This is a genomic window from Agromyces albus, from assembly GCF_004134825.1.
GTDB lineage: Bacteria > Actinomycetota > Actinomycetes > Actinomycetales > Microbacteriaceae > Agromyces > Agromyces albus.
In genome coordinates, this window is the sequence record NZ_SDPN01000078.1 from 1 (window position 1) to 6,957 (window position 6,957).

The 6,957-nt window shown below is 72.3% G+C and carries 4 protein-coding genes and 1 pseudogene; 3 read left to right on the top strand and 2 right to left on the bottom strand.

The window, feature by feature from the left end; all coding sequences use genetic code 11:
- Window positions 1–501 (bottom strand): annotated as a pseudogene (locus ESP51_RS19980) (TPM domain-containing protein); the annotation flags it as partial.
- A gap of 320 nt (window positions 502–821) precedes the next feature.
- Here ESP51_RS19980 and ESP51_RS19985 point away from each other — a divergent pair.
- From ESP51_RS19985 to ESP51_RS19995, 3 genes are read left to right on the top strand one after another with little or no spacing between them, the layout of a single operon-like run.
- Complete coding sequence (locus ESP51_RS19985; protein ID WP_129522618.1) at window positions 822–2,243, top strand: MFS transporter; 1,422 nt, start codon at window positions 822–824, stop codon at window positions 2,241–2,243.
- A gap of 45 nt (window positions 2,244–2,288) precedes the next feature.
- Window positions 2,289–4,403: a molybdopterin oxidoreductase family protein gene (locus ESP51_RS19990; RefSeq protein WP_422386868.1), complete on the top strand. Its 2,115-nt coding sequence runs from the start codon at window positions 2,289–2,291 to the stop codon at window positions 4,401–4,403.
- Window positions 4,400–6,016 (top strand): FAD-dependent oxidoreductase, encoded by a 1,617-nt coding sequence (locus ESP51_RS19995; RefSeq protein ID WP_129522619.1) that lies wholly within the window; start codon window positions 4,400–4,402, stop codon window positions 6,014–6,016. Before ESP51_RS19990 ends, ESP51_RS19995 begins: the two co-directional genes overlap by 4 nt.
- A 13-nt stretch (window positions 6,017–6,029) precedes the next feature.
- On the opposite strand, the gene ESP51_RS20000 is transcribed toward ESP51_RS19995, so the two are convergent.
- Window positions 6,030–6,957 (bottom strand): molybdopterin molybdotransferase MoeA (locus ESP51_RS20000; RefSeq protein WP_129522620.1); only part of this gene is annotated, 928 nt, incomplete at its 5' end.

Below are 6,957 nucleotides of genomic sequence, written 5' to 3' on the forward strand. Positions count from 1 at the left end.
CCGGCGGCCGAGCCGCTCGGCGTCCTCGCGGAGGGCGGGCGCATCGGCGCTCGCACCGCGCTCGGCCCGGCGCCTGGCTGCGAGCGCGCTATCGGCTTCGTCGATAGCCCGGAGCGCCGACCGGCAGAGCCCCTCGATCTGCGCGCTCCACGTGCGACGCTCGGCGGCGGAGTCGGGTTCGGCGTCGTCGAGTCGTTGCTGCAGCAGGAACGCCTCGCGGAGCCAGCCGCGAGCCCGCGTGACGGCAGTGCGCACCTCGCGTGCCGCGGCCTCGCCGAACTGCGCCTCGGCGAACGCCACCTCGCGCTCGGCCTCTCGCGTCGCATTGTCGGCTTGCACGATGAGACCCTTCGCGCGCACCTCGAGCTCTCGCGCGCCCGTCAGCGACTGCCGCTCGCGGCGCACGCCGAGCCGCCGGAACCCGACGACCGCGCCGGCGAGGAACAGGCCGGCCAGCGCGAACACGACCACGGAGGGCAACCACCAGAGTGCGTCGGGCATGTGCCGGAGTCTAAAGCGTCGGGGTCGCAAGCGGCTGGGCGGCGTGCACGGCCTCACGGCGAACGCGTCTCGGCCGGCGAGTTCGAGGAAAGCTCGAAACGGTACATCCGCGTCACGCAGACGATACGTGCGCGAAATCTCTTGAACGCACACTTGCCGGAGCGAATGTAACAGGCATGTGAACACCGACTAACAACCGGGCGCTGTGAGAAGTGACGACTCAGTGACCGAACCTTTACCTCGCACGGCGAGCGCGGAAACACTGCGCGAATAGCGTCCCTGATATCCGAGTTCCCACATCGCTCCCCCGGAGGCTCCCAATGGCACTCACCACCGAACCCCAGACCACGCCCCCCGGCGTCGCGGCCTCGACCGACGCCGCGACCAGTGAACTCGTCCATCGGCCAGGCCGCTGGATCGACAACTGGGACCCCGAGAACACGTCGCAGTGGAATCTCGTGGGGCGTGCGATCGCCAAGCGCAACCTCGGCTGGTCGATCTTCGCCGAGTTCCTCGGCTTCGTCGTCTGGCAGCTCTGGAGCGTCGTCGTCGTGTCGCTGCCGGCCGTCGGCTTCACCTTCGACACGGGGCAGACGTTCTGGCTCATCTCGATTCCCGCCCTCGTCGGCGCGACCCTGCGAATCCCCTACACCTTCATGGTGCCCCGCTTCGGCGGCCGCAACTGGACGATCGTCTCGGCCGGCCTCCTGCTGATCCCCGCGATCGGGCTCGGCATCGCCGTGTCCAACCCCGAGACGCCCTTCGGCGTCATGCTCCTCATCGCGGCGTTCGCCGGCTTCGGTGGCGGCAACTTCGCGAGCTCGATGGCGAACATCACGTTCTTCTTCCCGCAGCGGGAGAAGGGCTGGGCGCTCGGGCTCAACGCGGCCGGCGGCAACCTCGGTGCATCCGTGGCCCAGTTCGTCGTGCCGATCGCGATCACGATCGGTGCAGCAGCCACGCTCAACCTCCCGCTCGCGGGCTGGCTCTGGATCCCGCTGATCATCGCGGCGATGATCGGCGCCTACTTCTTCATGGACAACATCTCGAGCGCGAAGGCCGACATCGCCGGCTCGCTCGCCGCAGTGCGCGAACCGCACATGTGGATCCTCGCGTTCCTCTACATCGGCACGTTCGGCTCCTTCATCGGCTTCGCGAGCGTGTTCCCGAAGCTCATCGCCGACCAGTTCCCCGACTTCTCGACCATCCAGGTCGGCTCGGCCGGTGTCGGGCTCGCCTTCCTCGGTGCGCTCGTCGGCTCCCTCGCCCGTCCCTACGGCGGCAAGCTCGCCGACCGCTTCGGCGGCGCCCTCATCACGGTCGTCACGTTCGGGGTCATGGCGCTCGGCGCGACGCTCGTGCTGCTGACCCTGCCGGCCGCGAACTTCTGGCTCTTCCTCGGCTGCTTCCTGCTGCTCTTCGTCGCGAGCGGCGTCGGCAACGGCTCGACCTACCGGATGATCCCCACGGTCTTCGCGGCCCGGGCGGGCACGGCGAACGCCCACGAGAACGCCGCGGATGTCGGCACGCAGCGCAAGGCGGCCGCGGCCCTCGGCATCATCTCGGCGGTCGGCGCCTACGGCGGCTTCGCGATCCCGCAGGTGCTCGGAGCCGCCAAGACCGGCACCGGCAGCTACGACGCGGCCTTCATCGGCTTCATCGTCGCCTACGTGGTGTTCGCCGCCGTCACGGCCTTCTTCTATCTGCGCCGCGGCTCCTCGGTGGCGGGACAGCGCATCTAGCAGTACCACCGGCACCATGCATCCGATCCACCTGGAGTACCACTCGTGACCATCGCCTCCGGCGTCGCCGACACCCATTGCCCGTACTGCGCCCTGCAGTGCGCCATGACGGTGACGGCGGCGCCGGAGGCGGCGTTGCCCGGGCCTGCCGCAACAATCGCGGGGCGCTTCTTCCCGACGAACCGCGGCGGCCTCTGCAAGAAGGGCTGGACCTCGGCCGAGCTGCTCGGCTCGGCCGAACGGCTCACGAGCCCGCTCCGCCGCCGCGCCGACGGCGGCTTCGACGAGATCAGCTGGCACGAGGCGCTCGACGAGATCGCCGAGAAGCTCCGCCGCAGCCGCGCCGAGCACGGCGCCGACTCCGTCGGTGTGTTCGGCGGCGGCGGACTCACGAACGAGAAGTCGTACCTGCTCGGCAAGTTCGCCCGCGTCGCCCTCGGCACGTCGCGCATCGACTACAACGGCCGCTACTGCATGTCGTCGGCCGCGGCAGCCGGCAATCGCGCCTTCGGCGTCGACCGCGGCCTGCCGTTCCCGGTGACCGACCTCGACGACGCCGACACCATCCTCATCCTCGGCTCGAACGTCGCCGAGACCATGCCGCCGTTCATCGGCCACCTCGAGGGTGCCCGAGCCGCGGGCGGGCTCATCGTCGTCGACCCCCGCGTGAGCGCGACGGCGCGACTCACCCACGACGGCGGCGGGATGCACCTGCAGCCCACGCCCGGCAGCGACCTCGTGCTCCTGCTCGGGCTCATCCACATCGTCATCGCCGAGGGCCTCGTCGACGAGAAGTACGTCGCCGAGCGCACCGTCGGCGCCGCGGGCCTCGCCCGCAGCGTCAGCCAGTGGTGGCCCGAGCGCGTGCAGGAGCACACGGGCGTGCCGGCCTGGGAGCTCCGCTCGGTCGCCCGCCGCCTGGCCGCGAGCAACGGCAGCTACATCCTCACCGGCCGCGGCGTCGAGCAGCACGTCGACGGAACCGACACCGCGACGGCGGCGATCAACCTCGCGCTCCTCCTCGGCCTCCCCGGCACCGGTCGATCGGGCTACGGCACCCTCACCGGCCAGGGCAACGGCCAAGGCGGTCGCGAGCACGGCCAGAAGGCCGACCAGCTGCCGGGCTACCGCAAGATCACCGACCCCGAGGCCCGCGCCCACGTCGCGCGGGTGTGGGGCATCGACCCCGACTCGCTTCCCGGCGCCGGCCTTCCCGCCGTGCAACTGCTCGCCTCCCTCGGGCAGCCCGACGGCGTGCGCTGCCTGCTCGTGCACGGCTCGAACCTCGTGATCTCCTCGCCCGACGTCGCCGCCGTGCGAGCCGGCATCGAACGGCTCGACCTCCTCGTCGTCTGCGACTTCTTCTTCACCGAGACGGCCTCGCTCGCCGATCTCGTGCTGCCCGTCACGCAGTGGGCCGAGGAGGAGGGCACGATGACCTCGCTCGAGGGCCGCGTGCTCCGCCGACGAGCCGCCCTCGCCCCGCCCAACGGGGTGCGCGACGAGCTCTGGATCCTCAGCGAGCTCGCGCGGCGACTCGAAGCCCCCTCGACGTTCAGCGACCGGCCCGAGGAGGTCTTCGAAGAGCTGCGCCTCGCCTCCGAGGGCGGCCTCGCCGACTACTCCGGCATCAGCTACGAGGCGCTCGACCGGGGCGAGGAGGCCTACTGGCCGTACCCGCGCGGCTCGGCGGGCACGCCGCGACTCTTCCTCGACCGATTCGCGCACCCCGACGGACTCGCGCGCATCGTGCCCGTGCGCCCCTCGGCCAAGGCCGAGCCGCTGCACCAGGGCGGCGCGCTCACGCTCATCACCGGCCGCCTGCTCGAGCACTACCAGTCGGGCGCGCAGACCCGGCGCGTCGACGAACTCCAGTCCGCCCAGCCCGAAGCGCGAGTGCAGCTGCATCCGGCCACCGCCTCCCGGCTCGGCATCGAAGACGGCGGCTGGATCGAGCTCGAGACAGCCCGGGGCACGGCTCGCGGTCGTGCCGCGGTCACCGGCGACATCCGTCAGGACACGGTCTTCATGCCCTTCCACTTCCCCGGCGACCAGACCGCGAACCTGCTCACGCTCTCGGCCACCGACCCGATCTCGGGAATGCCCGAGTTCAAGACCGCCGCGGTGCACGTGCGCCCGATCCCGGAGGCGATCTCATGACCACTCCCCTTCGCGTGCTCGTCGTGGGCTTCGGCCCCGTCGCGGCACGATTCGCCGAAGACCTGCTGCCCGCGCTCGAGTCGGGGGCGATCGAGCTCACGATCGTGGGCGCCGAGGCATCCGACGCCTACAACCGCGTCCTCGTCGCCGAGTACGCCGTCGGCCATGCCACGCTCGCCGGAATGGAGATCGCCGACACCGTCGCACTGCGCGGGGCCGGTGCGAGCGTGCGCACCGGCGTCGCCGTGCGATCCATCGATCGCCGCGCCCGCACCGCGACGCTGAGCGACGACTCGGTCGAGCCGTGGGACCGCCTCGTCTTCGCGACGGGTGCCCGGGCCCTCATCCCGCCGCTCGGCGGCCTCGAGCAGTCGCGCCTCATGAACGACCGCGAGCGCCAGGCCCTGCTGCTCCGATCCAACGACCAGGAGCTCGCCGACGGCGTCACCGCGCTGCGCGACCTCGCCGACGCCGACGCGGTGCGTCGCGCGGTGCGTGACCGGCGCCGCGTCATCGTGCTCGGCGCGGGCGTGCTCGGCCTCGAGATCGCGCTCGCAGCTGCTCGCGAGGGCGCCGATGTCTGCGTCGTGCACACCGGCGGGTTCCCGATGGGCCGCAACCTCGACCGGGGCGCAGGACACGTGCTCACCGCCGCGGCTCGCGCAGCGGGCGTGAGCCTCATCGCGCACAGCCGCATCGAAGACGTCGTCTACACCCACGACGAACAGGGCAGGGCGCACTTCGACGCATTGCTCTCCTCCGACGGCAAGATGATCCACGGAGACATGCTGATCCTCTCGTGCGGCGTGCGGGCGCGCACCGAGCTCGCCCGGAGCGCACGCCTGCCCGTGGCATCCGGCATCCTCGTCGACCGCGACCTCTCGAGCTGGGGCGACGCCGACGTGTTCGCGATCGGCGACTGCGCACAGGTGCTCGCGAAGCCCGACGAGCTCATCGACCTCGAGAACGCGCCGGGTGCGCCGTCGGGGCTCATCGGGCCGGGATGGCGCCAGGCCGAGTGGCTCGCCGCGCGACTGCGCGCCGAGGTCGCCGGGCTCCCCACGCCCGAGCTGCTGCCGATCGAATCGCCGTCGGTCGTCACGCTGAAGGCCGAGGGCGTCGATGTCGTCGCCGCGGGCGACGTGTCAGCCGAGCCGTGGGACGACGACCCCATCACGACCGGTGCGCCGCGTCGCGTCGCCCAGTGGGCGGATCCCGAGCACGGCCGTTACGTGAAGCTCGTGACCCGCGACGGCGTGCTCGAGGCGATGGCGTGCGTCGGGATGCCGCGCACGGCGGCCGAGCTCACCCTGCTCTACCAGCGACGCGGCGAGCTGCCGGCCGACCGCTCGGTGCTGCTGCGGCACGACGGACCCGACCATGTCGCCGCCGCGGCATCCGACGACCCGGCCGCAACGGTCTGCTGGTGCAACGGCGTCAGCGCCGGGCGCATCACCGAGGTCGCCGCAGAGGGCCACACGACCGTCGAGAGCGTCGGTGCATGCACTCGTGCGGGCACCGGTTGCGGCGGCTGCAAGTCGCGCATCGGAGAGCTGCTCGAGGCCTACCTCGAGTCGAGTGCGGCAGCGGGCGCGGAAGAGGTCGCCGTCTGAGGTTCGGCGGGCGTCACCACGGCAGCGGCAGCGCCGCGACGCGCTCGCCCCGATGGGCGCCGCCGGTCGGCACGATGAGCAGGCCCTCGGCGTCTGCCAGGCCGCGGAGCATGCCCGAACCCTGTCGTTGCGTCGGCACTGCCCCGCCCGGTTCCCGGCGATAGGCGACGAAACGCGTCACGCGCGCGCCCGTGAGGTCGGCCCCGAGCTCGATCTCGTGTGGAGGCGCGGCGGGCCGGCCGAGCATGCCGTCGAGGAGCGGCACGCCCAGCACGATGAAGGCCACCATCGCCGCCATCGGATTGCCGGGCAGGCAGAGCACGGCGCGCTCGGGGTCGAGCCGGGCGAGCATGGTCGGATGCCCCGGCCGCATTGCGATGCCGTCGACCTCGAGCTCGGCCCCCACTGCCTCGAGCGCAGCGCGCAGGTGGTCGGAGGCGCCGCGCGCGGTGCCGCCCGTGCAGATGAGCAGCCGCCCGCCGCCGGCACGCACGGCGTCGACGGTGCGATCGAGCCGGTCGGGCACGCGCTCGACCGAGCCGACGTCGGCGCCGAGCGAGGCGAGCAGGCCCGGGAGCTGCACACCGTAGGCGTCGCGCACCGAGCCCGGTTCGGGGATGCCGCGGGTGACGACCTCGTCGCCGAGGAACGCCAGGTCGACCACGGGCCGCTCGCGCACGGGCAGGAGGTCGTGCCCGGCGACGGCGGCGAGCGCGAGCCGCGGCGGGGTGAGCACGGCACCGGCCGTGATCAGGGTCTCGCCCGCGGCGCTCTCTTCGCCGGCGGGGCGAATGTGCTCGCGCACTCGGGGCTCGTCGGCCCGAGCGTCGGGGCCTCGGTGCAGCAGGCCGTCGGCGACGGCGCCGTGCTCGGAGCGGAGCACGCCCACTTCACCGGGCGGCGTGGGCGCTCCGGTGGCGACCGGGCGGGCCTGCCCTGCA